Origin of the sequence: Megasphaera intestinihominis (genome assembly GCF_040096415.1) — a bacterium.
GTDB classification, from domain to species: Bacteria; Bacillota; Negativicutes; order Veillonellales; family Megasphaeraceae; genus Megasphaera; species Megasphaera intestinihominis.
In genome coordinates, this window is record NZ_JBBMEU010000001.1 from 72,423 (window position 1) to 96,177 (window position 23,755).

General features: G+C 54.2%; 18 protein-coding genes. 11 read left to right on the top strand and 7 right to left on the bottom strand.

Features of this window, described 5'->3' with window-relative positions; translation table 11 throughout:
- Positions 1-5: 5 nt before the first annotated feature.
- The 7 genes from aroD to WMO23_RS00370 all read right to left on the bottom strand — a co-directional run bounded on the left by aroD (position 6) and on the right by WMO23_RS00370 (position 9,754).
- The gene (gene aroD / locus WMO23_RS00340) at positions 6-752 is read right to left on the bottom strand and encodes a type I 3-dehydroquinate dehydratase (protein WP_292281974.1); all 747 of its coding nucleotides are present in this window, start codon (positions 750-752) and stop codon (positions 6-8) included.
- 261 nt (positions 753-1,013) lie between these two features.
- Positions 1,014-1,379 (bottom strand): P-II family nitrogen regulator, encoded by a 366-nt coding sequence (locus WMO23_RS00345; protein ID WP_020309714.1) that lies wholly within the window; start codon positions 1,377-1,379, stop codon positions 1,014-1,016.
- Positions 1,380-1,390: 11 nt separating this feature from the next.
- On the bottom strand, positions 1,391-2,800 hold the full coding sequence (locus WMO23_RS00350) for an ammonium transporter (protein ID WP_020309715.1): 1,410 nt from the start codon (positions 2,798-2,800) through the stop codon (positions 1,391-1,393).
- Positions 2,801-3,082: 282 nt separating this feature from the next.
- On the bottom strand, positions 3,083-4,057 hold the full coding sequence (locus WMO23_RS00355) for an AEC family transporter (protein ID WP_020309716.1): 975 nt from the start codon (positions 4,055-4,057) through the stop codon (positions 3,083-3,085).
- Between the two features lie 74 nt (positions 4,058-4,131).
- A complete protein-coding gene (locus WMO23_RS00360; protein ID WP_349173005.1) occupies positions 4,132-5,325 on the bottom strand; it encodes a M20 metallopeptidase family protein in 1,194 nt (397 codons plus the stop codon).
- Positions 5,326-5,423: 98 nt separating this feature from the next.
- The gene (locus WMO23_RS00365) at positions 5,424-8,504 is read right to left on the bottom strand and encodes an efflux RND transporter permease subunit (RefSeq protein WP_292299373.1); all 3,081 of its coding nucleotides are present in this window, start codon (positions 8,502-8,504) and stop codon (positions 5,424-5,426) included.
- A 5-nt stretch (positions 8,505-8,509) separates the two neighbouring features.
- A complete protein-coding gene (locus WMO23_RS00370) occupies positions 8,510-9,754 on the bottom strand; it encodes an efflux RND transporter periplasmic adaptor subunit (RefSeq protein ID WP_302491130.1) in 1,245 nt (414 codons plus the stop codon).
- A 209-nt stretch (positions 9,755-9,963) separates the two neighbouring features.
- On the opposite strand from WMO23_RS00370, the gene WMO23_RS00375 reads away from it, so the two are divergent.
- From WMO23_RS00375 to nifJ, 11 genes are all read left to right on the top strand, one after another.
- On the top strand, positions 9,964-11,538 hold the full coding sequence (locus tag WMO23_RS00375) for a ClC family H(+)/Cl(-) exchange transporter (protein WP_303267719.1): 1,575 nt from the start codon (positions 9,964-9,966) through the stop codon (positions 11,536-11,538).
- Positions 11,539-11,785: 247 nt separating this feature from the next.
- A complete protein-coding gene (locus WMO23_RS00380; protein ID WP_417087648.1) occupies positions 11,786-12,352 on the top strand; it encodes a peptidoglycan-binding protein in 567 nt (188 codons plus the stop codon).
- Positions 12,353-12,471: 119 nt separating this feature from the next.
- The gene (gene glmU, locus WMO23_RS00385; RefSeq protein WP_292108122.1) at positions 12,472-13,845 is read left to right on the top strand and encodes a bifunctional UDP-N-acetylglucosamine diphosphorylase/glucosamine-1-phosphate N-acetyltransferase GlmU; all 1,374 of its coding nucleotides are present in this window, start codon (positions 12,472-12,474) and stop codon (positions 13,843-13,845) included.
- Between the two features lie 33 nt (positions 13,846-13,878).
- A complete protein-coding gene (locus tag WMO23_RS00390) occupies positions 13,879-14,844 on the top strand; it encodes a ribose-phosphate diphosphokinase (protein WP_292281967.1) in 966 nt (321 codons plus the stop codon).
- 16 nt (positions 14,845-14,860) lie between these two features.
- Positions 14,861-15,424, top strand: coding sequence for an aminoacyl-tRNA hydrolase (gene pth, locus WMO23_RS00395; RefSeq protein ID WP_036202476.1), 564 nt, complete (start codon positions 14,861-14,863; stop codon positions 15,422-15,424).
- A gap of 145 nt (positions 15,425-15,569) precedes the next feature.
- A complete protein-coding gene (locus WMO23_RS00400) occupies positions 15,570-16,568 on the top strand; it encodes an MBL fold metallo-hydrolase (protein WP_349173008.1) in 999 nt (332 codons plus the stop codon).
- Positions 16,569-16,587: 19 nt separating this feature from the next.
- Positions 16,588-17,742 carry an autotransporter domain-containing protein gene (locus WMO23_RS00405; protein ID WP_020724142.1) on the top strand — a complete coding sequence of 385 codons (1,155 nt, stop codon included), beginning with the start codon at positions 16,588-16,590 and terminating at the stop codon, positions 17,740-17,742.
- Between the two features lie 107 nt (positions 17,743-17,849).
- A complete protein-coding gene (locus tag WMO23_RS00410) occupies positions 17,850-18,302 on the top strand; it encodes a desulfoferrodoxin family protein (protein ID WP_014015231.1) in 453 nt (150 codons plus the stop codon).
- A gap of 19 nt (positions 18,303-18,321) precedes the next feature.
- Positions 18,322-18,873, top strand: coding sequence for a glutathione peroxidase (locus WMO23_RS00415; protein WP_020309726.1), 552 nt, complete (start codon positions 18,322-18,324; stop codon positions 18,871-18,873).
- A 402-nt stretch (positions 18,874-19,275) separates the two neighbouring features.
- The gene (locus WMO23_RS00420; protein ID WP_296819111.1) at positions 19,276-19,707 is read left to right on the top strand and encodes a YbjN domain-containing protein; all 432 of its coding nucleotides are present in this window, start codon (positions 19,276-19,278) and stop codon (positions 19,705-19,707) included.
- Between the two features lie 423 nt (positions 19,708-20,130).
- The gene (gene nifJ / locus WMO23_RS00425) at positions 20,131-23,643 is read left to right on the top strand and encodes a pyruvate:ferredoxin (flavodoxin) oxidoreductase (protein WP_020311612.1); all 3,513 of its coding nucleotides are present in this window, start codon (positions 20,131-20,133) and stop codon (positions 23,641-23,643) included.
- Positions 23,644-23,755: the final 112 nt, after the last annotated feature.

The window sequence follows — 23,755 nt, forward strand, 5'->3', positions numbered from 1 at the left end:
AGGCCTCAGTGAAGGGCCCGCAGGATTTGTTGCAATGTCGTGACTTCCAGCTGGCCCGGTGCAGAGGCTTTTTTAGCCGAACCGAAGGTCAGGGCAGAGCCGAAGATTTCCCCGCTGATGCGGCTGATGGCGCCGAGTCTGCCCATGGACATGGTGATGATCGGTTCATCGGGATACTGGGATTTGACGGCTTCTGTTGCCGACAAGAGGGTCAGGACGTCTTTAGCCGAGTTCGGCATGCAGGCCAGTTTGGCCACATCGGCGCCGAGTTTCTTCATGCCCATGAGGCGGCCAGTGATTTCATCGAAAGACGGCGTCTTGTCGAAGTCGTGGTTGCTCATGATGACCGTTACGCCGTGTTCTTTCGCGACGACCAGTGCTTTTTCGATGCTGGCGCGGTCGCGGAAGTATTCGACGTCGACGGCATCGACTTTACCGCTTTTAATAGCGTAGCCGATGAGGTCGAAATAGTAGCTTTCAGGAACTTCCGTTTCGCCGCCTTCTTCTTTAGTACGGAACGTGAACAGGATAGCGCCGTTTGGCAATTCCTGGCGGACAGCGGCCAAAGCTTCGCCGACAGCGTCGAGGGACGTGACGTCTTTCAAGAAGTCGATGCGCAGTTCGACGACGTCGTAGATTTTATCCTGGAGATAGCGGCATTCCTGGACGAGTTCGTTCGTAGAATGACCGACAAGGGGGACACAGATTTTAGGCATGCCATTGTCGAGGGCAACATTGCCGATTTTGACCATACGTTGAATTCCTCCTCTTGTGAGTAGTTGCAGTGGATTTTTCTTTCATGACGCTATTATAGCGCAAAAATGATAAGTTGTTAGCCCCTAATAACAAAAAGCGGGGCCGTCATACGAAGATTTATATCATCATGCGAAACACCTTGTGCTTTATAGTTTGTAGAAAAGACCTTTAAATTTAAACCCATCCGCTAACAACTAACAACTAGCCACTAACAACTTGAAAGGGGCTGTCGCGATGCGGCAGCCCCGTTTGTACACTCACTTTTCGTCCATGATGGCGATAGGTCCTCGTTCGCCTGTCCGGATGCGGACGGCATCGTTCAGGCGGTAGATGAAGATCTTGCCGTCGCCCGGTTTGCCTGTCTTGCAGACTTTCTGGGCGACTTCGACGACTTTGTCGACCGGCACTTCACAGACGACCGTTTCGACTTTAATGCCTGGCAGGAGGTTGATGTTGTACCGCTGGCCGCGGTAGACTTCGACGTAGCCTTTCTGGAGGCCGCAGCCGAAGACCTGACTGACAGTCATGCCCATGACACCGATGTTGTTCAGGGCTTCTTTGAGCTCTTCCAATTTACTCGGACGAGTGATGATTTCTACTTTTGTAATCGGATGTTCTTCCATTCGTATCACCTCTATAAGTTACGACCGTTAATGCCTGCGTTGTTGACGGCGGCATTGTCCAAGGATGCATTGCCGAGCGGCGTCGCCGGCGTTTCGCCGAAGGGGCTGCCGGACATGATAGCATAATTATAACCCCGTTCGCCGTGTTCGCCAATGTCCAGGCCTGTGATTTCTTCATTCTTATCGGTGCGGACCGTCATGAAGAGGCTGATGATCTTGAAGATGATGAACGTGCCGACAATGGCCAGGGCGTAAGCGACGACAGTGGAAATAATCTGAGCGACGAGCAGATCCGAGCTGCCGTAGAAGAGGCCGTCAGCCCCGGCCGGGTTGACTTCCGTCGTAGCCCAGAGGCCGGTGGCGATGGAGCCCCATGTACCGCCGATACCGTGGATACCGAAGGCGTCGAGGGAATCGTCGTAACCGAGTTTGGCTTTGACGACGGCGACGGCGAAGTAGCAGATGACACCGCCGACAGCGCCGATAATCAAGGCCGGCAGGGGAGCGACGAAGCCGGCTGCCGGTGTGATGGCAACCAGGCCGGCGATGCAGCCCGAAGCGGCACCGAGGATGGTCGGTTTACCCTGGACAATCCATTCGACAGCGACCCAGGTGACCGTAGCGGCAGCGGCAGCGGCCTGAGAAGCGATGAACGCGCTGGCAGCCAGTGCGTTGGCGCCGAGAGCACTGCCGGCGTTGAAACCGAACCAGCCGAACCAGAGGAGGGCTGCGCCGAGGACGGTCATAGGCAGGTTATGCGGAACCATGGGGATTTTCCCATAGCCATAGCGTTTGCCCAGGAGGACGCAGAGGGTCAGGCCCGAAACACCGGAGAGGATGTGGATGACCAGGCCGCCGGCGAAGTCGAGGGCACCGAGTTTAGCCAGGAAGCCGCCGCCCCAGACCCAGTGTGCCATGGGGTTGTAGATGAAGATAGCCCAGAGCAGGATGAAGACGACGAAAGCGTGGAACTTCATGCGTTCGGCGAAAGCGCCGGTAATCAGGGCCGGTGTGATGACGGCGAACATGCACTGGAAGGCGACGAAAGCCATTTCCGGAATCGTCCCGTTTTCCAGGACAGCCATGCCGACGCCGGTAAGACCGACTTTATCAAGAGAACCGATGAAACCATTAATATCCGTACCGAAAGTCATGGCATAGCCGATGAGGATCCATTCTACGGAAATCATGGCGACGATGAAGAAGCTCTGCATAATCGTCGTCAAGACGTTCTTGTTGCGGACCATGCCGCCGTAGAAGAAGCCAAGGCCCGGTGTCATGATGAATACCAGGGCTGCGCTGATGAGGACCCAGGCCGTATCGCCTGTATCGATCGTCCCCGGATCGGAAGCGAAGGCTGCCGGCGCTGCCATGAGCAGACACGGGAGCAGCACTCCTAAACGTGACCATAATTTTTTCATAATTCCCAACCTCCTGACAAATAAAAAAGATGCCTTTCCTGATGGAACCATCGGGGAAAAGACATCATTGTCTACTGTCATATTTTATTATCGCCAGAATATACGAAAAGCCTGGAAAGATAGTTTATGCTCTCTCTTTCCAGGCTCCTTTGCCGCTGCTATTCTGTTGATGAAATCATTATATAAGTAAAAACGCGTCATGTCAATAACTTTTTTTGAAATTCTTTTAATAAAAGTTGGGATATATTGATTTTAGTAACGAACAGATAAAAAGTATATCATTCAGACGAAAAGAATGTGCCCCAGGAAAATATAGAAAGTCAGGGATACGGCGCTCAGGGCCGTCGTGTTCATGACGACCTGCGTGGTGTAATCGGGGTTGTTGTCGAACTCGATGGCAAACAGGGCCGTATTGACGGCCGTCGGGATGGCACAGTAGATGAGGAAGACCGTGGCACTGACGGCTGTGAACGTGCCGGGCCGGAAGGCATTGGCCAGGTAGATCATGGCCAGGCCGATGAGGGGCAGGACCGTCATCTTGAGGATGCTGACAATCCAGACGTCCTTGTCGAGCCATTGGATCTTCGTCTGCGACAACTGGGCACCGATGCTGACCATGGCCAGGGGCAGGAGGGCCTTGCTGGCCATATCCATGATAGGCCACAGGAAGAAGTCCTTGGCGTCCCAGCCGACGTAGCGGGCGATGAGGGCCGCAGCCAGGACATAGAGCAGGGGCATGTGGAACATAACAGATAGCGTATCCCTGGCCGTCAGGCGGCCCCGGCCGGCCTGATAGAGGCCGAGCGTGTTGAGGGAGATGCTCTGGATCATGAAGATGATGATCTGTACAACCATAGCTTCGGCCAGATACGGCGTCTGGCCGTTGACGACGAAGGGGTCGTGGGAAAAGACGAGGATGATCAGGGCGACGCCGAGATTTCCCGTGTTGTTGAACATGAAGGCATTGCGGCACGATTCCAGCATGGCTGCATCGTAGTGGCGGATACGGCCGACGATGTTGGCGATGACGAAGCAGATGACCATGAAGATGGCGATGGCCGCGATGATGTTGATGCTCGTCGCCGGGAATTGCGTCGTATAGATATTGGTAAAGATGAAACTGGGGATGACCAGGAAAAACATGAGCTTCGATAAGGTCTTTACGTCGAGGTGGAATTTCTTATCGAGGAAATAACCGAGGACGACGAGAAAGAAAATGGGAAGCATCGTGTGTTCGATGATGAACCAGAATACCATGAGGGGTATCACTCCTTTTTCAAGATGGATACCCCTCATTATACGCTCAATATGGAATTAGACAACTGGGAAGCTCAGGCATAACTTTCAAAGTAATAGACGATGGTGAGCATCGTTTCGCACATGTACTTCAAGGCGTTGCTGTCCCAATGGAATTCCGGTGAATGGCCGATGACCGGTGCGTCGCTGTAGACGCCGACGTAGTAGAACGAGCTGGGCACGGCGGCGCTGAAATAAGCGAAGTCTTCCGAGCCGGAGCCGCGCTTCAAGGGGACCAGGTCGACGCGGTGGGAACAGTGGTCCTGGAGGATGTGGACGACCCGGTCGGTGACGCCGTCGTCATTGACGCAGACTGGCGAGAAGGGGACGACGTCCAGGTCGAAGGTGCCGCCGTAAGTGGTAGTGACATTTTTCAGGATGGCCTGAATGGCGTCGAGGATGCGTTTCCGCTTTTCTTCGTTATATGTCCGCAGGGTCCCTTTCAGTTCGGCCGTTTCCGGGATGACGTTCGGGCTGTGGCCGGCCTGGAACTGGCCGAAGGTGAGGACGACGCCATCGCCGTCGGCATGGCAGTTGTAGACGAAGTTCTGGATGGACTGGATGATGTCGATGCCCATCTGGATGGGGCTGATGCACAGGGACGGCTGGGAGCCGTGGCCGCCGCGGCCGTGGAGGGTGATGGTGAAGTCGTCACAGGACGCCGAAATCTCACCGCGGCCGATGCCGACGTACCCCTTGGGCAGGCTGCCGGCGACGTGCAGGCCCAGGGCATAGTCGACGCGGGGGTTGTTGAGGATGCCGGCGTCGATCATGCGGGCGGCGCCGCCGTTGCCTTCTTCTGCCGGCTGGAAGGCCAGGCGGATCGTGCCGCGCAGGCAGTCTTTGTGCTTGTTGAGGATTTTGGCGACGCCCAGGAGATTGGCTGCATGGCCGTCATGGCCGCAGGCGTGCATGACGCCGTCGACGAGGGACGAATAAGGGCAGTCGAATTTTTCCGTCAGCGGCAGGGCGTCGATATCGGCCCGCAAGAGGATGACTGGACCGGGCAGGGCGCCGTGGATCAGACCGGTGACGCCTGTGCCGGCGATGATTTTAACGTCTTCGATGCCCATGAGGGACAGTTCCTGGAATATCGTCTTGCACGTATCGAATTCTTTTTCACTCAATTCCGGATGGGCATGGAAATATTCGCGCATTTCCATCATATAAGGTAAAGTCTTGCGCACGGCTTCGTGAATATTAAATGTCGGTGTGTATCTATCGTTCATAGGTCAGTCCTCCTTCATTGAGCCCGATGCATTTTCTATATATGTATATATTATTCTATAATAAAACAAAAAATCCTGCCACCAGGGCAGGACTTTTTTTAGGCACTCTTTCGTCGGAACAGGCTGTGCTTTTCCATGAAGACGAAAAGAATCGGGATAATGACCAGTGTGAAGACTGTCGATGTCAGCAGGCCGCCGATGACGACGACGGCCATACTGGCCCGCGTTTCCGCCCCGGCCGTCATGGACAGGGCCGTAGGCAGCATGCCGACGACCATGGTCAGGGTGGTCATGAAGATAGGACGCAGCCGGACGCGGCCGGCCTGGATGACGGCGCTGCGCGGGTCCAGGCCCTGTTCGTGCATGAGGGTCAGCGTATAGTCCAGGAGGAGCGTCCCATTCTTGGCGACCAGGCCATCCATGACCAGGATGCCGATAAGGGAATAGAGGTTCAGCGTATTATTGGTCAAGAAGAGCAGGAACAGGGAGCCGATGAGGCCCAGGGGCAGCGAGAACATGCGGATGAATGGCGTCTTGACCGATTCATAGAGGATGGCCAGGATCATGAATATCAGGATGAGCGACAGGAGCAGGGCTTCGCCCAAGTCCGTGAAGGTCGTCGTCATCTGGTCGGCCTGGCCGGTGAAGCGGAAAGTCACGCCGTGCAGGTCCATGGCGTTCAGGTGATTCGCCACGTCCTGGATGACCTCGTTCAGCGGCCGTCCCTGAGGCGAGCCGCCGAGGGTGATGCTCCGTTCCTTGTCGGTCCGGCGGATCGTCACCGGTCCTGTCCCGGCCTGGACCTTGGCTACGTCGGCGATGTAAATGATGTGGCCGTTGGCGTTGAGGGGAATCGTTTCCAAGTCGGACAGGCGGAAGGCGTCGGCCCCTTTGAGGCGGACGTAGATATCCGTGTCGTTGTTGTCGTTTTTGGCGTCATTGGCCAGGACGCCGGCTTTCTGGCCGCTGATGGCATTGGAAAAGGTGTCGTTCAGATCGCTCAGGGACGTGCCGTATTGTTTCAGCTTATTACGGTCGACGACGAGCTGGTATTCGGGCATGCCGTCCTGGTAGGAGCTGCTGATGTCGCGCAGGCCGGCGATGTCGGTCTTCATCATCTGTTCGATAGCCCGTGACTGGGCCAGCAGGGCCTCGCTGTCCTTGCCGCGCAGTTCCAGGCGAAGGTTGCCTGAACCGCCGCCGAAGCCGCCTGTCGTCCCGGATACGGAAGCCTGGGCTTCTTTGACCCGGACGTCGCCGTCATAGATGTGGTCCGCAGCAAAGCGGCGCACGTCGTTGGTGACTTGCCATATCGTCCGCGACCGGTCGCGCCGGTCTTTCAGCGTTACCTGGATATTGGCCTGGTTCAGGCTCTTGCCGCCGATCATCGACGTATAGTACGTGACTTCCGGGACCGTCTTCAAGTAATCTTCGAGCTGGCGCGCTACTTTATCCGTCCGCGTCAGATTGGCATTGGTCGGCAGTTCGACGGTGATGCGGAAACTGCTTTCGTCAGTCTGGGGCATGAATTCCGAACCGACCAGGCCCGTCGGGATCAGGGCCGCTGCGGCGATAAACAGGACCAGGACGGGGATGACCAGCTTTTTGGCGTGATCCAGGCTCCAGGTCAGGATAGACGTATAGTGGTTGCGGGCGCTTTCTTCGATGGCGTCCATTTTATGCCAAATCGGTTTGTCCGGGATTTTCAGGCCCAGGCGGAACAGGCGCGATGCCAGCATCGGCGTCAGCGTAAAGGAAACGAAGAGGGAAAAGAGTGTGGCAAAGACGATGGTCAGGCCGAACTGTTTGAAATACTGGCCGACCATGCCCGTCATGAAGGCAATAGGCAGGAAAACGACGACATCGCAGAGGGTGATGGCGACAGCAGCCATGCCAATTTCCGACCGGCCGTGAAGGGCTGCTGATTTTGGTGCTTCGCCCTGCATGAGGTGGCGGTGGATGTTTTCCAATACGACAATCGAGTCGTCGACGAGGATGCCGATGCACAGGGCCATGCCCATGAGGGACATCATGTTAAAGGTGAAGCCGGCCAGGTACATGGCAAAAAAAGTAGAAATCAGGGATGTCGGAATGGCAATCATGACGGCCAGCGTCGATCGCCAGCCCCGGAGGAAGAAGAACAGGACCAGCCCTGTCGTGCACAGGCCTTCGATGAGGGTCTGCAGGGTATTGTGCAGGGAATTGCGGATATACGAAGCCGATTCATTGGTAATGGTAAAGGTATAGTCCGGATTGTCCTGGCGCAGTTCGTCCAGCTTTTTGGTCACATTGTCGACCGTGTTGACGACGTTGGCGTCGCTGTTCTTGTAAATGGCCATGACGACAGCATCGTCGCCGTTGACACGGGCATAACGCGTGACTCGCTGGTCCTGGCGCTTGATGGAGGCGACCGCCGTAATGGGAATCTTGGCACCCTTGGCATTGGTGACCTGGATTTGGGACAGTTCGCTTTCATCGGCGTACTGGGCTTTGACGCGGACGTCCGTCGTCGTGCCTGACGAATAAATCGTCCCCGACGGCATGAGGACGTTTTCCGCTTTCAAGGCTTTGACGACTTCTGCCAGGGTCATATCGTAGTGGATGAGCTTGTCCTTGTCGATTTCGACGGCGATTTCCTTATCACGGCCGCCGTTGAGCTCGATTTCCGAGACGCCATCGGCCTGCTGGAGGACATCTTGGAAATCATTTTCTGTCTTGCTGTAGATATCGTCCAGGGAGTGGGAAGATTGGACGGCGACGTACATGATCGGCGTCGCGTTGACGTCGCGCTTGATGACGACTGGCTCGTCGATATCGTCAGGCAGGCTGCCGCGGATGGCATTGATTTTTTTCGTAGCGTCAATGGCTGCCGCATCGGCATTGGCCGAAAAATCAAGCTCCAGCGTAATCCGGGCCTGGCCGTACGATGCCGTCGACGTCATATGTTTTAAATTAGACACAGAAGACAGAGCGTCTTCGGCAGGCTTGACGACCTGCTGTTCGACGGAATCGGCATTGGCACCGGGGTAGGAAATGGACACGGTGACGTACGGTGTGTTCAAGGCCGGCAGCAGTTCAACGCCGATGCGGTAGAAACTGAACAGGCCGAGGACGACGAAGAAGGCGATGACCATAGTGATGCCGATAGGGCGGTCGATAGAAAACTTAGTCAAATTCATGACGGTCACTGCCTTTCTTCGATGGATACGGTCGTACCGTCTTTGAGGCGGGCCAAGTTGGTTGTGGCGATGACGTCACCGTCATCGAGGCCGTCCGTGATTTCGATATAATCGTCGTTGCGCAGGCCCGTCGTGACCGTGCGGAGTTCAATCGTATCGTCAGGCCTGATGACGCAGACCTGAGCCTTCCCATCCTGTTCCGTCAAGGCGTCTTTGGGGATGAACAGGGTATCCGGTTTCTGCAGGACGTCGATGGACGACTGGGCGAACATGCCGCCGCGCAGCTTCGCGTCCGGCTGGGCCAGGGTGATGCGGACGACGTAGGTCTTGGTCGTATCGTCCATGGCCGGGCTGACGTAGGTAATATAGCCGTCGTAGTCCTGGGCCAGGGACTCGATGGATACGCTGACGGGCATCCCCTGCTGGATGGCGGCGACGTCGGCTTCGGACAGGGAACAGTCGATGTATACGCCGCTCGTATCGGTAATGGTCATGACTTTCGTGTTGGCCGCGGCCATGGCGCCGACTTCGGCGTTGCGGTAGGTGACGACGCCGGCCCGCGGGGCCCGCAGGGTCATGTCGTCGAGCTGCTGGGTCAGGCTGTCGACGGTATAGCCGGCTTTGGCCTGGGCGGCATATTTACTGGCCACACTGGCCGGGACGTCGCCGACATTCTGCGACTCCAGGTTGTCCAGGGCCGATTTGGCGACGATCAGGGCCTGATAGGCTGTATCCAGTTCCTGCTGGGAAATGGCGCCTTCGTTTTTCAGGACGGCATAGCGGTTGTAATTCATCTTGGCCGTGTCGTATTCGACTTCTGCTTTTTGCAGGTCTGAGCCGAATTGCGATTCCGCAGCCTTGGAATCGGCGACGGCCTGTTCCAGGGCTGCTTTATCCTGATTGAGGGTCAGGTTCGTGTCGACCGTATCCTGGATGAGCAGGACCTGGCCCGGCGCGACGACATCGCCGAGGTTGACGGCGACATCGGCGATTTTACCGGCGTATTTCGTGGAAATGTCGACCTGGGCGACGGGAACGGTCTGGCCGGACAGGGAAATCTTGCGCTTCATATCCTGGCGGGTCACGGTATACGCCGTGACCGATACGTTCTGGGCCGTGCCTTTTACTTTTGAGACGGCACTGGAATGGCTATAGAGATAAATGGCTATACAAGTCAGGAGAAAGATGAGGCCAAAGGCGATGGCCTTGGCCCGCGGGCTTTTTGGGAAATGGAAAGATGGCTGATTCATGGACAGGACTCCTATCGATGTGTTGTTTCTATCATAATGAGTCATTCTTTAAATAGCAACGATTTTTAGGAAATGCTTGCGAAAAATTTACGAAAACTTATATTTCGCCTTCTCTATAATACTATAATAGGGGATACCATCAGGAACCTGCGAAAGTTACGGGACTATGATATAATTTGGACATATGAATAGAAAGGATTGTGAAAGATATGCATGTCGATACACAGTTAGAAGCGGCTCTGCGGGCCCTCGACCATTGGCCTCGGTTCCGCCTGCGCCTTTTTTTTGAAGGCATCGTCGTCGGGATATTATCAGGAACGGTTATCAGCTTTTTTCGCTGGGGCCTGGAAATGGGGACGGTCTGGCGCCAATGGATCTATGCCAACGTCCTGGCCAGCGGCGGCGTACTCCTGAACCTGTCCTGGTTCGGCGTCTTATTGGCGGCGGCCCTGCTCTTATGGCACCTGGGGATTTATGAACCCAATGCCGGCGGCAGCGGCATCCCCCAGGTAAAAGGCGTCATCTTGGGGGCCATCCGCATGCGCTGGCTGCGCATTCTCTGGGTCAAGCTCATCGGTGGCATCGTCGGCATCGGCCTGGGCCTGTCCCTGGGCCGCGAAGGGCCGTCCATCCAGATCGGCGCCGTGACGGCTCAGGGCCTGAGCCGGGCCTTGGGGCGGACGCGCATGGAAGAACGCTACCTCATCACGGCCGGTGCCAGTGCCGGTCTGGCGGCGGCCTTTAATGCGCCCTTGGCCGGCGTCATGTTCGCCCTGGAAGAACTGCACCGCAATTTTTCCGGCGTCGTCCTGGCGCCGTCCATGGCAGCGGCCCTGCTGGCGACCATGGTCAGCCGCTACGTCTTCGGCCGGGCGCCGGTCTTCCATTTCGGCATGCTGCCGCCGTTTCCCCTGCGCTACATGTGGCTCGTGGTCATTCTGGGAATCATTATTGGCTTGGCCGGCGTCGTCTTCAACAAGGGTTTGCTGAATATTCATTATTTCTATGATTTACCTGTCTTTCGCAATAATTATATGCGCATTGCCTTTGCCTTGTGCATGGCCGGCATCTTGGGCTATGTCTTCCCGGAAGTCCTGGGCGGCGGCAACGACCTGGTCAACAGCCTCTATACCCTGCCCTTATCGCTGAAACTCTTTGCCGGCCTTCTCATCGGGAAGTTCCTCTTCACCCTGGTCAGCTATGGCTGCGGCGTCCCTGGCGGCTTTTTCCTGCCCATGCTGGTCCTGGGCGCGCTGACAGGCGGCATTACGGGCATCGTCTTTGTCCGCTTGGGACTCATTTCTTCGTATTACTTGTCCAACATCGTCGTCATCTCCATGGCCGCCTTTTTTGCGGCCTCTGTTCAGTCACCGGTGACGGGAACCATTCTCATCATGGAAATGACCAGCTCTTATGAGCACCTGCTTGTCCTCTGTACGGCGTCATTGGTCGCACTGGTCGTAGCTCAGCTCTGCCAGGGCGAACCGATTTATGAAGCTTTATTGCAGCGGAACCTGGCCAAGAATAAGCCCGTCTTATCGTCGGAAGAACGGCGTAATCTCCTGGAACTGACCGTATCCAGCGGCAGTCAGGCCGATGGGAAATATGTCGGCCGCATTGCCTGGCCGGCCCATACGGTCATCGTCGACATCAAGCGCGGCAGTGGAGATATCATCCCTGATGACGATACGTGTCTGCGGGCAGGAGACTTCATTTACGTCCTCACCGATTCCATAGAAGGGGCTGAATCCATAAGAAATATTGTGGAGAAGACGAAGAGCTAAAATAGGTAAAAATGCATAATAATTATAAAAAACTAGTACCAGGTACTAAAAAATACATCTCGAAGTTGAGCATTAACGGACATACGCTGTTTAAACGGTGTACAGAATAAAGAATAAATGCATCAAAAACAGATTATAATTATTAATTTTTTTGACTTATAGTGGGAAGTTTGTTATAATTCAGGACGTACTTGATATTGTGTTCGTTCAAAGAGGTGGTTTTTTGAGAAATCGTATACTGATATTAATGACAACAATCTGCATGTTCGCGTTTACATCCCTGGCTTGTGCTAGCGTTCAAATGGGTATGAGTGGCTCTGTCGTACAGAGCGTTCAATATATGCTTCAGGATACGGGCTATCTATCCGGTAGTGCTGATGGTGATTTTGGTCCCTCGACAGAAGCTGCTGTCGAACAGTTCCAGGCTGACCACGGCCTCACGGCAGACGGCGTCGTCGGCTCCCAGACCATGGAAGCCCTGTCGGAAGCCAGTGGCCGTCCGATCCCTGAAGAATCGTCTTCGACGGAAGGCTGTCAGCGTCGTCTTGTCATGGAAGCTACGGCTTACACCGCTGAAGATGGCGGCGGTGATGGCTACACGGCAACGGGACAGTATCTCCAGCGCGGCATGGTTGCCGTCGACCCCGATGTCATTCCCCTCGGCTCGCAGCTCTACATTGAAGGCTATGGCTATGCCGTAGCTGCCGATACGGGCGGAGCTATCGTCGGTGACCGCATCGACCTGGCCATGGATTCGACCAGCGAAGCCCTCGACTTCGGCCGTCGTGATGTCGTTGTCTATGTATTAGGTTAATACGAGCTTGTTTGATAAAAGAGGCGTCTTTATGTGACAGCCTCTTTTTTTTCGCCCCGTTTTGTGTTATCCTTAAATGGACATTATATAGTTATGGAATTCAGGGAGGCTATAACTGGATGAAAAATACTATTGCACTTATCCTCGCTGCCGGCAAGGGGACGCGTATGAAGTCGAAGTTCCCCAAGGTTTTGCACAAAGTCGGCGGCGTCCCGATGGTCGAACAGGTACTGCGGGCTGTCAAAGCAGCCGGGACGCAGCGCCAGGTCGTCGTCGTCGGGTTTGGCGGTGAAACGGTCCGGGATTACCTCGGTGATCAGGCCGAAACTGTCATGCAGAAAGAACAGCTCGGCACAGGCCATGCTGTCCTGCAGGCAGAACCGCTGCTCCAGGGGGAAGCTGGCACCCTCCTCGTAACCTGTGGCGATACGCCGCTGGTCACGAAGGAAACGTTTACAGCCCTTATCGACTGCCATGAACAGAGCGGCGCTGCAGCGACGGTCCTGACGGCACATATGCCGGATCCGACCGGTTACGGCCGCGTCATCCGCGATGAAAAAGGGCAGGTCGTCAAAATCGTCGAACAGAAAGACGGCACGCCGGAAGAACTGGCAGTCGACGAAGTAAACGCCGGCATTTACTGCTTTGATATGTCTCTCTTGTGGGATATGCTTCACAACGTCACCAATGACAACGCGCAAGGTGAATACTATCTGACCGATATCATCGGCATGCTCGTATCGGCAGGCAAAGTCGTCAGTGCCTTTGCTGCGCCGTCCTATGCGGAAACACTCGGTGTAAACTCGCGTCAGCAGATGGCCGAAGCCGAACGGGTCCTGCGCCAGCGTAAACTGGATGAACTCATGACCGATGGCGTTTCCATCATCGATCCGAATAACACCTATGTAGACACGACGGTCACCGTCGGCCGCGACACCGTCCTTTATCCGGGGACGATCCTCGAAGGCGATACGGTTATCGGCGAAGGCTGCCAGGTCGGCCCGTACGTCCGCATGACTAACGTCAAGATGGGCGATGACGACCATGTCCAGTTCATGTATGCTCATGACTGCGAAATCAAGAACGGCTGTGAAATCGGCCCATTCGTCCATTTCCGGCCCAATACGGTCATCGGCAATCAGGTCAAAGTCGGCAACTATATGGAAGTCAAGAACTCCACCGTCGGCGATGGCACGAAACTGCCGCACCTCAGCTACATCGGCGACAGCGATGTCGGCAGTGGTGTCAATATCGGCTGCGGGACGATCACTGTCAATTACGACGGCAAGATCAAACACCGCACGATCATTGGCGACCATGCCTTCGTAGGCTGCAACAGCAACCTCGTCGCACCGGTCAAAGTCGGCGACTATGCCTATGTCGGCGCCGGTTCGACGATTACCAAAGATATTCCGGCCAAAGCCTTATCCGTTGCCCGGGCACGGCAGCGCAACATTGAAGGCTGGGTCAAGGAAGATACATATAAAAAATAACAATTAATCACTACTTATACAGGGAGGCTCACTATGAGTTACGAAGACGGGAAAAAGCTGAAGATTTTTACGGGGAATGCCAATCCGGAATTGGCCAGGGAAATTGCCGATTACCTCGGTTTGGAACTGGGCAAAGCCTTTGTTGGCAAATTCAACAACGGTGAAATCCAGGTCATGATCGACGAAAGTGTCCGCGGTAAGGACGTATTCGTCATCCAGCCGACTTGTCAGCCGGCCAATGACACCCTGATGGAACTGCTCATCATGGCAGATGCCCTCAAACGCGCTTCGGCTAAACACATTACCGCCGTTGTTCCGTATTATGGTTATGCACGTCAGGACCGCAAGACCCGCGGCCGTGAACCGATTACATCCAAACTGGTTGCTGATTTGATGACGACAGCCGGCATTACCCGCGTCGTTACCATGGACTTGCATGCCGGCCAGATCCAGGGCTTCTTCGACATCCCTGTCGATCACCTCGGCTCGGCTTCCATCATTGCCAAATACATCAATCAGAAAAAAGAAGAAACGGATATGGGCGACATCGTCGTCGTATCTCCTGACCTCGGTGGCGTAACGCGTGCCCGCGATCTGGCTGACCGCGTCAATGCACCTATCGCCATCATCGAAAAACGCCGTCCCCGTCCGGGCGTTGCTGAAGTCATGAACATCATCGGCGACATCAAAGGCAAGACCTGCATCCTCGTCGACGATATCGTTGATACGGCTGGTTCCTTGTGCGGTGGCGCGAAAGCCCTGAAAGAAATGGGTGCTTCCCGTGTCTTCGCTGCCTGCGCTCACGCTGTCCTCACCGACCCGGCTGTCGAACGCATCCAGAAATCAGTCATTTCCGAACTGATCATCACCAATACCATTCCTTTGCCGCAGGAAAAACAGATCGATAAGATCAAAGTCCTTTCGGTCGCACCGCTCCTCGGCGAAGCTATCATGCGCATCTTCCACGACGTTTCCGTAAGCCGTCTCTTCGACAAATAAGGGACCTGTCGTGCATATGATCGTAGGCCTGGGCAATCCGGGCCGCCAATATGAAGAATCGAAACACAACACGGGTTTCCGTGTCGTCGATGAATTAGCCAAGCGCTGGAACGTGACCTTGTGGCAGGATAAGATGGACGCCCTTGTGGCCCAGACCACGGTGAACGGCGAAAAGATCATCCTGGTCAAGCCGCAGACGTACATGAATGAAAGCGGCCGCGCCGTCGGCCCGCTCATGCGCTGGTATAAAATCGATCAGCCCGATGTCTACGTCGCCTATGACGATATGGACTTGGCCGTCGGCCGTCTGCGCATCCGCAAGAGCGGCAGCGATGGCGGACATAACGGCATCAAGAGCCTGTTTGCCAACGGCTGTACCGATTTCACCCGTTTCCGCGTTGGCATCGGCCGGCCCTTGCCGCACCATGACGTCGTCGACCACGTCCTGACTCCTTTCCCGGAAGAACTCCGTGAAGCCTACCAGCAGGGCATTGAAGACGCAGCGACAGCTATCGAAGGCTGCCTGAGCCTGGGCGTCGACAAAGGCATGAACCGCTATAATCCTAAAAAGAAGAAATGAGAAAAGAGGCTGTCATCTGACAGCCTCTTTTTGAGTAGTAAGTTTGCAGTCTGTAGTTTTTAGTGAATGGTTTTAAATTTAAAGGCCTTTATTCGTAGGGCCGTCCCAGAGGGCGGCCCGCCTGATTCCTTTAAAAGGAGGTCCCATGATCCAACAAGTTCATTCTCATCCCGATATATACCGTATCCGCGTCGATTTGCCTGACAATCCCCTGCAGTATCTCAACGCCTATGTCATCAAAGGAGTGTCTGGCAATCTAGTCATCGACACGGGCTTTAACCGTCCTGAATGTAAACGCGCCTTGTGCCAGGGTTTACAAGAACTGGACATCCGTTTACAATCTGATACGTCCCTGTTCATCACTCATCTCCACGCTGACCACAGCGGTCTCGTCGGCCTCTTTGCCCAGGCCGGCTGTCCTATTTACATGCATCCCGTCGATTACCAGTACCTCGTCGATTCCGAAGACGGTTCGACGTGGAAAGCGGCTGAAGATAACTTCATGCGCGAAGGCATGCCGCCGGCCGAAATCAAGACGCAGTTCTCCAACCAGGCCCGGACCTTTTCGCCAGACCCGCATTTCCCGGTGAACCCTGTCCATGACGGCGACTGCCTCCACCTGGCCGGCTGCGATTTACAGGTCATTCACACGCCGGGCCATACGCCGGGCCTGTGCTGTCTGTACCTGGCGAAAGAGCAGGTCTTCTTTACCAGTGACCACATCCTCTTCGACATTACGCCGAACATCCAGGTCTGGTATCATATGAAACAGGCCCTGCAATGCTATCTCGAAAGTTTACAGAAAGTGCGGGACCTCCCCGTCCGACTGGCCCTGCCGGGACACCGTGAAGGCGATACGTCCATTGCCGGCCGCATCGACGAAATCGTGGCCCATCACGACCGACGCCTGGCGGAAATCTGCCATCTGGCAGGGCTCTATCCGCACAGCACGGCCTACGACATCGCCCCGCATATGACCTGGTCCATGCGCGGTAAGCAGTGGAAGGACTTTCCGCCGACGCAGAAATGGTTCGCCTTGGGGGAAACGCTGGCCCACATCGAATATCTCGTCGACCACGGTGTCCTGTGCTGCCGTGAAGAACAGGGCTGCCGCCATTATGATTTAGTAAGGACGGAAACATAAGTCCTCGAAGGAGGTTTTTATGAAATTCAGTCTGCCTGGTTTGCGTAATTGGATAATCGCTTTTTCGCTCCTGGTCTGTCCGGCCGGAGCAGCTGCTGCGGGAACGGCGGACTGGTCGTCTGCCGGCCGGTCTTTGGCAGCGACACAGGCTGGGACGGCTTCTTTTTATGAAATGGCGTCGGACCTTTTCTGGCGGCGCAGCGATGATAATCGTTTCGCTTCTTATAAAGACTTGGCCGAACCGTCAGAAGATACGGGCTGGTGGGTCAAGACCGATTATCGCAGCTATACCTTTCCCGATTACGGCAGCCTGTCTTTCAGCCAGGACTACAGTGCGACCCTCATCGGTTATGATTCGCCGCATGCCATGGCCCGTTGGGGCGGGACCCTGCATCAGGGCGCTTTTTATACGATGAGCACGTCGAATGTATATACTAATGGTCAGGCAGGAAGCCAGCCCTATGGTGGCGGGTCTGACTCTATCAAGGAATATGGCGGCGGTTTTGCCATGGAATGGGGCGATAAGCACGACCGTCACGGTGATGCCGTCATCCGCCTGTCCCAGTTGCAGCATACTGTCTCTTATAGCGATGCCGATGGGAATAGCGATTTGGTCAACTACCGGAACTGGCTGATCGCTGCTGGTATACGCTATTATGAAACGCGTCTCTTGCCCAAGCAATTCTTTTGGGAACCCCAGGCCGGCCTGTCCCTGAGTTATGTCTTCCCTTACACGGTCAGCGGAGACGACGTGACCTATCGGTCCGGGAATAAACCCTATGTCACCGGACGCCTGGGCATTATGGCCGGCAAATCGTATAGCGTCAACGGCCATGCCGGCCTGCTCTATGGCCGCTTTGGCGTTCAGCGGGAAATGAATGGGACTACGACGGGCAGTCTCCATGGCGATGGCCAGGCACCCCAGACGGCCGATGTCGGTTCCAGCCATTACACCTGGTATGACATGACTTTTGGGACGTCCCTGTCTTTGGGGAAGGGGAATTCCGTCTGGGGCGAATTGACAAGGCGGTCCGGCTCCAATATGACGTCGACGTGGAGTGTAAACGGTGGACTGGTCCTCAAATGGGGCGGTGCCAGCCGGACGACGCGGGAACGGATGAAGGCCCTAAAGAAAGACCCGCACAGCATTGAGCTGGATATCAAGAAAAAATAATAAAGAATAATTATTCTCCATTATTGACAAGCGTACCGATTTAGTCTATAATGAGCACATAAAGAAAAATAATTATTAAGGGGCCAAGCCCCGAAGGAGGAACCCATATGAAACACGTAGAATTTTACCGTAACGATAAAGATGGCAGCGTTTTAGTATCTGTAGGCACGCAAGTACCGGAAAAACTCATCTATGCCGGCCAGGAATTGACTCATCTCGTCGCCGACACTGTCGATGCAGCTAAAGAAAAACACGTACCGGCTATCCAGAAAATCGATGGTCATCTGGAAGTCCACGTCGGCTCAGTGACACACCCGATGGAAGAAAAGCATTACATCGAATGGATTGCCCTTGTCGATGACAACGGCGTCGACATCCGTTACCTCAAACCAGGTGAAGAACCGAAGGCTGAATTTGAAACAGGCGATGCCGGCGAAGTCTATGCATACTGCAACCTCCACGGCCTGTGGAAGGAGTCGTTCGCTGTCAAAGAAGCGCCGTCCCTCGACGGGGCCACCTGCTCGCCGGAATTTGGCGGCTGCGTTATCCACGAATTATAAACCATAAAGAGGTCACGTCATGAACGTATACGATTTCACTGTCAAAGATATCCAGGGTCACGATGTATCCCTGAGCCAATATAAAGATAAAGTCCTGCTCATCGTCAATACGGCCAGCAAATGCGGCTTTACACCACAGTACGACGGCCTGGAAGCCTTATATCAGAAATATAAGGATAAAGGCCTGGTCATCCTCGGTTTCCCGTGCAACCAGTTCCTGGAACAGGACCCGGAAGATAACCAGCACATCGAACAGTTCTGCCGCCTCAACCATGGCGTCACCTTCCCGCTCTTTGCGAAAATCGACGTTCGCGGTGATCAGGCAGCTCCGCTTTATCAATACCTCACGGGAGCCGCGCCTTTTAAAGGCTACGAAACCGATAAAGAAAGCGGCCAGCTCATCCAGAAGGTCGTTTCCGAATACTATCCGGACAATGCCCAGGGCAACGGCATCAAATGGAATTTCACCAAATTTCTCATCAACCGGGACGGCAGCCAGGTCCAGCGCTTTGAACCCAGCACGACACCGGAAGAATTAGACCCAATCCTCGAAAAACTACTCCTCTCCTAATAAGAAAAGGGACTGTCGCACATGTGGCAGTCCCTTTTCTGTAGGGGCGCCACGTGGGGCGCCCGCTTCGGGATATGTATGATTTACCGCCCCGTTTGCTGGAAGAATTATCCCAATCCCTAACGGGCCGCTCACGTGGCGCCTCTACAAGATCCGTATTACAAACTATAAAACCATCTGCTAATCACGAACCACTAGCTGCTAACCACTTAAAAAGGGGACTGTCCAACCTTATGGGTACAGTATAAGCTTTAAATTTAAAAAACTTAACTACAAACTGCAAACATAATACTCAAAAAGGCGCTGTCTTCACGCGACAGCGCTTTTTTATATGACAAGCCCTGATGAAATGGGGTATAATAAAACCGAAGTGTTATTTGTAGAAAAAGGAGAGTGTTTCCCATGAATAAAAAAGCGGAAAATTTCAAGAAATATCTGGACGAAAAGGATATCAAGGCTTTTACGGTCGATGAAATCAAGGATGACCAGTTCCAGACGGTCGTCTTCCGGTCGGCTGCTGACATCAATGGCAACCGCCTGTCCCTCATCGTCATCCTCGACACCAGCATTTACGGCATGATCCGCGTCCTGGTAGCGCCGAAGGTCCTGCACGATGACAATGAAGCCGCCGTCCTCAAGCTGCTCAATACGTACAACAAGCAGTACAAGTCCTTCAAATACTATGTCGATGATGAAGGCAACCTCATCCTCGATACGTGCGTCCTTCTCAAAGACGATGAAGTTGATGGCGATTTGATTTACGCCATGTTCGACGTCATCATCCGCCACCTCGGCGAATCGTACAAAGAGCTCATGAAATCCATCTGGGCGTAATATAGTTTATCGTACAGAGTTTGTAGCAGGCGTAGAGGTTTGTGAACGTACTCCCGCCTATAGAGGCGGGAGACTTCTTGCAGAATCAGGTTAAATTTTTAGCTGTCCATTCACTAAAAACTGAAAACTACAAACTAAGGACTAAAAAACAGGCTGTCTTTGTGTGACAGCCTGTTTTTTTATGACTCTTTTTCATGAATATATACGCGTTTAGACAAAATCGGCATAAGATGAACGTTTTACTAGAAAGGCCTTGCATAAATTTTTTCGAAATAGTACAATGAAGATAACAAATAGTCATCTAAAAAATACCTTAGTCATATAGTGAAAAAAGATGATTTTATCTGCGCAATGTTAAAGATGACTCCTAAGTGTACACGGATTCTTTCAGTTACCAGGTTTTACAGAAAGGGGAAAAGTACTATGGCAAAGAAAATCTTCAAGACAATGGATGGCAACGAAGCTGCGGCTTATATTGCCTACGCCTTTACGGAACTGGCTTCCATCTTCCCGATAACGCCGTCGTCGCCGATGGCTGAACACGTCGATGAATGGGCTGCTCATGGCCGTAAGAACTTGTTTGGCACGACCGTCCAGGTTCAGGAAATGCAGTCTGAAAAAGGGGCTGCCGGTGCTATGCACGGCGCTTTGAATACCGGCGCATTGACGACGACCTTTACATCTTCCCAGGGCATGATGATCATGCTCAGCAACATGTTCAAGATTTCCAGCGAACTCCTGCCCGGTGTCTTCCACGTCGCATCCCGTACAGTTGCCACCAACGGCTATACGATTTTTGCCGGCCATGACGATGCTATGGCTATGCGCGGCACGGGCATCAGCATGATGTGCGAATCGAGTGTCCAGGAAATCATGGACCTGGCAGCTGTCGTCCATGCCACGGCTATTTCCTGCCGCATCCCGATCATCAACTTCTTCGATGGCTTCCGCACGTCCCACGAAATCCAGAAAATCGAAGTCCTGCCGTATGAAAAACTCCGGCCTCTCCTCGATATGGATGCCGTCCGGGCCTTCCGCAAACGCGGCATGAATCCGGATAATCCGGAAGCCATTTCTTTCTGCGAACCGGCTGAAACGTTTATGCAGCACCGCGAAGCCCTCAATAAATTCTACGACCGCGTTCCCGATGTCGCTGAAGGTTACATGCAGAAAATCAGTGAAATCACGGGCCGTGAATACCACCTGTTCAACTATACCGGCGCTCCTGATGCTGAATTCGTCCTCGTTGCCATGGGTTCCGGCGCCCAGACCATTGAAGAAACGGTCAAGATGCTCGTCGATAAAGGCGAAAAGGTCGGCTGTATCAACGTCCACATGTTCCGGCCCTGGTCGGAAAAGCATTTCCTGGCCGCTCTGCCGAATACGGTCAAGAAGATCGCTGTCCTGGACCGCACCAAGGAAACCGGCGCCAACGGCGAACCGCTCTATCACAGCGTAGCTGCTACCTTTGCCGTAGCAGACAATGCGCCGAAAGTCTACCACGGCCGCTATGGTATCGCATCGAAAGAATTCTTGCCGGGCGACGTCGTCGCTGCCTTTGAAAACCTCAAGGCCTTCGAACCGAAGAACGACTTCACTTTGAGCATCGTCGACGATGTTACCTATAAATCTCTGCCGCGCGTCAAAGGCATCACGACAGGTGGCAAAGGCCTGAAAGCCTGCAAATTCTGGGGCTTCGGTTCCGACGGTACAGTCGGCGCCAATAAGAGTGCCATCAAGATCATCGGCGATAACACCGATATGTATGCTCAGGCTTATTTTGCTTATGACTCCAAGAAATCCGGCGGCGTCACCGTATCGCATCTGCGCTTTGGCGATACGCCGATCAAGATGCCGTATCTCATCAATAATGCCGACTTCATCGCCTGCCACCGCCAGTCCTATGTCCATGGCTTCGACCTCCTGCGGGGCATCAAGAAAGGCGGTACGTTCCTGCTCAATACGGTTTGGAAACCGGAAGAACTGGATGAAAAACTGCCGGCTAAATTAAAACGCGCTATTGCCCGCAACGACGTCAAATTCTACATCATCGACGCTGTCGGCATTGCTCAGAAAATCGGTCTCGGCGGCCGCATCAACATGATCATGCAGTCGGCCTTCTTCAAACTGGCCGATGTCATTCCTCTGGACCTGGCTATTGCGAAACTGAAAGAATCCGTCGTCGCATCGTATGGCAAGAAAGGCCAGAATATCGTCGACATGAACAATGAAGCTATCGACCAGGGCCTGTCTGCTATCGTCAAGGTCGATGTACCGGCCGCCTGGGCTGATGCTGTCGATGAACCGGTCGACATGTCGAAACATACGAAATTCTTCCGCGAATTCTCCATTCCTGTCAATGCCCTTGAAGGCGACGACCTGCCGGTCAGCGCTTATGATGGCATCGAAGACGGCCGTTGGCCGACGGGGACCTGCGCCGAAGAAAAACGCGGCGTCGCCATGTTCGTACCGAGCTGGGATGCTGAAAAATGTATCGGCTGTAACCAGTGTTCCTTCGTCTGCCCCCATGCTGCTATCCGTCCGTTCCTGATGACGCCTGATGAAGCCGCTAAGGCTCCGAAAGGCTACCAGGACAAGGAAATCAAAGTGGCTCCGGGCTACAAGTACAATATCGTCGTATCCGTCATGGATTGCCTGGGCTGCGGCAGCTGTACCCATGTCTGCCCGAAACAGGCATTGACCATGAAACCTTTCGACGGCGAAGAATATAAAGCGGCTCTTTGGGATTACGTCATCGGCCTGCCGGTCAAAGCCAACCCGATGGATAAGAATACCGTCATCGGCAGCCAGTTCGAACAGCCGCTCCTCGAATTCACCGGCGCCTGCGCAGGCTGTGCTGAAACGCCGTATTGTAAAGTCGTCACCCAGCTCTTCGGCGACCGCATGATGATTGCCAACGCTCACGGCTGCTCCAGCGTCTGGGGTGGCAGTGCACCGGACTGTGGCTATACCAAGAACGCTCAGGGTCACGGCCCGGCTTGGTCGACATCCCTCTTTGAAGACAACGCAGAATACGGTTTCGGTATGATGCTGGCTGAAAAGACGGAACGGAAACTGCTGGAACAGTACATCGATGCCGCTATGGACGTCGCCAGCCCGGAACTGCAGGCAGCCTTTACGGAATGGAAAGAACACAAGGCTGAAAGCGAAGGCACCCGCGAACGTTCGGATAAGGTCATTGCCCTCCTGGAAGCTGAAAAAGACGGCAAACCGGCACTGGAACAGGTTTATGATATGAAACAGTTCCTGGTCAAACGCAGCCAGTGGATCTTCGGCGGCGACGGCTGGGCTTACGATATCGGTTATGGTGGCTTGGACCACGTCTTGGCTCAGGGCGAAGACGTCAACGTCCTGGTCTTCGATACGGAAGTTTACTCCAATACAGGCGGCCAGGCTTCCAAAGCTACGCCGACGGCAGCTGTTGCCCAGTTCGCAGCTTCCGGTAAGAAGACGCGCAAGAAGGACTTGGGCATGATGGAAGCACAGTACGGCTACATCTACGTCGCTCAGGTCGCTATGGGCGCCGATAAGAACCAGTTCATGAAGGCTCTCAAAGAAGCCGAAGCCTACAACGGCCCGTCCCTGATCATCGGTTATGCACCGTGCATCAACCACGGCCTGAAAGTCGGCCAGGGTCAGAGCCAGCTCGAAGAAAAACGGGCAGTCGAAGCCGGCTACTGGCATCTGTGGCGCTATAATCCGGAATTGAAGAAACAGGGCAAGAACCCCTTCATCCTCGATTCAAAACCACCAACAGCCAACTTCCGCGACTTCCTCATGGGTGAAACACGTTTCTCGTCCTTGCAGCGCACCTTCCCGGATACGGCAGAAGCACTCTTTGAAAAGACCGAAGAAGATGCTAAGGACCGCTACGAAGGCTATGTCCGCATGACAAAAGCCTATGATGACAAATAAATAGTTCGTTGTAAGTGAAAAAAGGAGCCGCCCCATTAAGCAAGAACACGCTTAATGGGGCGGTTTTTTTGCACTGTAGGGGTCGCCGCGTGGGCGACCCGTTAGGAATCTG

Excerpts from the sequence above, each read along its gene's own strand:
- aroD (WP_292281974.1), bottom strand. The coding sequence starts at position 752 with ATGGTCAAAATCGGCAATGTTGCCCTCGACAATGGCATGCCTAAAATC.
- WMO23_RS00345 (WP_020309714.1), bottom strand. The coding sequence starts at position 1,379 with ATGGAAGAACATCCGATTACAAAAGTAGAAATCATCACTCGTCCGAGT.
- WMO23_RS00350 (WP_020309715.1), bottom strand. The coding sequence starts at position 2,800 with ATGAAAAAATTATGGTCACGTTTAGGAGTGCTGCTCCCGTGTCTGCTC.
- WMO23_RS00355 (WP_020309716.1), bottom strand. The coding sequence starts at position 4,057 with ATGGTATTCTGGTTCATCATCGAACACACGATGCTTCCCATTTTCTTT.
- WMO23_RS00360 (WP_349173005.1), bottom strand. The coding sequence starts at position 5,325 with ATGAACGATAGATACACACCGACATTTAATATTCACGAAGCCGTGCGC.
- WMO23_RS00365 (WP_292299373.1), bottom strand. The coding sequence starts at position 8,504 with ATGAATTTGACTAAGTTTTCTATCGACCGCCCTATCGGCATCACTATG.
- WMO23_RS00370 (WP_302491130.1), bottom strand. The coding sequence starts at position 9,754 with ATGAATCAGCCATCTTTCCATTTCCCAAAAAGCCCGCGGGCCAAGGCC.
- WMO23_RS00375 (WP_303267719.1), top strand. The coding sequence starts at position 9,964 with ATGCATGTCGATACACAGTTAGAAGCGGCTCTGCGGGCCCTCGACCAT.
- WMO23_RS00380 (WP_417087648.1), top strand. The coding sequence starts at position 11,786 with ATGACAACAATCTGCATGTTCGCGTTTACATCCCTGGCTTGTGCTAGC.
- glmU (WP_292108122.1), top strand. The coding sequence starts at position 12,472 with ATGAAAAATACTATTGCACTTATCCTCGCTGCCGGCAAGGGGACGCGT.
- WMO23_RS00390 (WP_292281967.1), top strand. The coding sequence starts at position 13,879 with ATGAGTTACGAAGACGGGAAAAAGCTGAAGATTTTTACGGGGAATGCC.
- pth (WP_036202476.1), top strand. The coding sequence starts at position 14,861 with ATGATCGTAGGCCTGGGCAATCCGGGCCGCCAATATGAAGAATCGAAA.
- WMO23_RS00400 (WP_349173008.1), top strand. The coding sequence starts at position 15,570 with ATGATCCAACAAGTTCATTCTCATCCCGATATATACCGTATCCGCGTC.
- WMO23_RS00405 (WP_020724142.1), top strand. The coding sequence starts at position 16,588 with ATGAAATTCAGTCTGCCTGGTTTGCGTAATTGGATAATCGCTTTTTCG.
- WMO23_RS00410 (WP_014015231.1), top strand. The coding sequence starts at position 17,850 with ATGAAACACGTAGAATTTTACCGTAACGATAAAGATGGCAGCGTTTTA.
- WMO23_RS00415 (WP_020309726.1), top strand. The coding sequence starts at position 18,322 with ATGAACGTATACGATTTCACTGTCAAAGATATCCAGGGTCACGATGTA.
- WMO23_RS00420 (WP_296819111.1), top strand. The coding sequence starts at position 19,276 with ATGAATAAAAAAGCGGAAAATTTCAAGAAATATCTGGACGAAAAGGAT.
- nifJ (WP_020311612.1), top strand. The coding sequence starts at position 20,131 with ATGGCAAAGAAAATCTTCAAGACAATGGATGGCAACGAAGCTGCGGCT.